The following is a 2458-nucleotide window of genomic DNA, read 5'->3' as shown; positions in this document are numbered from 1 at the left end:
CAAACTAGGAAACTAGCCGCAGGCTGTACTTGAGTACGGCAAGGCGACGTTGACGTGGTTTGAATTTGATTTTCGAAGAGTATTAGGCTTTTTCACGAATGACTAAAACGCCATCTTCCATATCTGCTTCTAGGTGTTTGGCATCTAGGTGATCCAAATGGAAGTCTGTCACCTTATCCCGAATTTCTTGTTCAACCACGCGACGGAGCGGACGAACACCCATGACTTCGTCATAACCTTCTTCTGTTATATAGTCCTTAGCTGCTTGACTGACTACCAAATCAATGTCTTTCTTAGCCAAGGTTTGGTTGACTTCGGCTAACATCAAGTCCACAATCTTAGAAAGGTCTTCCTTCGTCAAGTGCGAGAACTCAATAACTGCATTAAAGCGGTTGAGGAATTCTGGACGGAAGAATGGTTTCAAACGGTCCATCAATTCTGGTTTGTCCGCATCTTCTGTCAAGTTGGCTTCATAGCCAAATCCAGCATTTGAGGTCGCAATAATGACAGTGTTCTTGAAGTTTACTGTATTTCCTTGACCATCTGTCAAACGACCATCATCTAGAACTTGGAGGAGAAGGGTAATGACTTGAGGGTCAGCCTTTTCAATTTCGTCGAGAAGGACGATTGAGTATGGATTACGACGAACACGTTCCGTTAAAGTATTGCTATTGTCATCATAACCCACATAGCCTGCTGTTGTACCAATTAGCTTAGAAACGGCTGTACGGTCACTGTATTCAGACATATCCAAACGGATGATTGCATCCTTGGTTCCAAACATATCTAGCGCCAATTGCTTAGCAAGTTCAGTCTTACCAACTCCAGTTGGACCTACAAAGAGGAAGCTGCCTATTGGGCGATTACCTTCATCAAAACCAGCACGATTACGACGGATGGCACGAGCTACAGCTTCAACTGCCTTATCTTGACCGATTACCTTATCTTGCAGACGATGAGCCATATCTTTCAAACGTTCGATGTCTGATGCTCCCATTTGCGATACTGGAATCCCTGTCATTCGTTCTACAGATTCAGCTACATCATTGACAGTGGCAGTCACTTTCATATCTTCTGTATGGTTTTCGATTTTCTTTTCCAATTCTGCAATGCGTGTTTTATAGTTTAGAGCTGCTTCAAAATCTTCTGCCTCAACAGCTTTTTCTTGCTTGTCTTTTTCTACCTCAATTTCACGTTCAACAGCATGAACATCTGTTACTGGATGCTGAGCTGCCAAGTGAGCTGCCGTTACATCGACAAGGTCAATAGCCTTATCTGGCAAGCTACGTTGAGGAATATACTGAACAGAATAATCCACTGCTGCTTTCAAGACTTCATCTGGCAAGATAACATTGTGGTGTTGTTGATAGAGATCACGAATTCCTTGAAGGATTTTAAAAGTATCCTCTGCTGAAGGAGCATTGACCTTGACTTCGTTGAAACGACGAGCAAGAGCTGCATTCTTCAAGATGGTGTTACGGTATTCGTCTTGAGTTGTTGCCCCAATCACTGTCAATTCTCCACGAGAGAGAGCTGGCTTGAGAATATCCGCAAGCCCTTTAGAACCACTGTCTCCACCAGTGCTACCAGCACCGAGAATTTGATGAATTTCATCAAAGAAGAGAATGATATTTCCCGCTTCTTTTACTTCATTGACTAAATTTTGAACGTTTTCTTCAAAGCTACCACGATATTGAGTACCAGCCTCAAGACCTGAGATGTCAATGGAAATAATTTCCTTATTCTTAATAGCAGCTGGAACATCACCGTTCACAATGGCTTGTGCCAAGCCTTCGACAACTGCTGTCTTACCAACACCTGCATCTCCGACTAAAACAGGATTGTTCTTGGTACGGCGTGAGAGGATTTCAGATGTCTCTTGAATTTCCTTGTTTCGTCCGATGACTGGATCCAGCTTGCCCTCACGCGCTTCTGCTGTTAAGTTTCGACCCAGTTTAGCAAGGACACCGTCTTGTTTCATACCTGACGTATGTTGTGGCATTTGACCATCAACTTCTGCATTTCCTGGCAATTGGCCAGTTGCACGATAGTGAGCAAATTCCTCAGGTGTGACTTCACGTCCATTAATCAAGTAGCGACGATTTTCAGAACTGTATCCTCGCATACCACCCATCAATTGGTTAAATAGATCATCCATGTTGTTAAAATTATTAAAGTTGTTGTTCATATTCTTTACCTCTTTTTGTTTACTTAGTTATGATCACTGACATTGACTATCTTTGACCTTTGTTTTAAAAAATTTAGACTAGCTAAATGGCTACTCTAGGTACTATTTCTGGTTTTTCTTTTTCAAGCAGGAGTAGACTATCTTTACTTCTGAAGATTTCTAGATTAAACATAGACACACCTCTTTCTATTTTACTTTAAATAATACTCTTCGAAAATCTCTTCAAACCACGTCAGCTCTATCTGCAACCTCAAAACAGTGTTTTGAAAA

At 41.8% G+C, this 2458-nt stretch carries 1 protein-coding gene; it reads right to left on the bottom strand.

The features are described from left to right. Positions 1-82: 82 nt before the first annotated feature. Complete coding sequence (locus tag HT730_RS10070) at positions 83-2188, bottom strand: ATP-dependent Clp protease ATP-binding subunit (protein WP_173307512.1); 2106 nt, start codon at positions 2186-2188, stop codon at positions 83-85. Between the last annotated feature and the right edge of the window lie 270 nt (positions 2189-2458).

The organism is Streptococcus sp. k-628 (genome assembly GCF_013277475.1).
In the GTDB taxonomy this organism is placed as follows: domain Bacteria; phylum Bacillota; class Bacilli; order Lactobacillales; family Streptococcaceae; genus Streptococcus.
The sequence above is the reverse complement of the archived record's forward strand: the minus strand, read 5'-3'. Positions and strand labels throughout refer to the sequence as shown.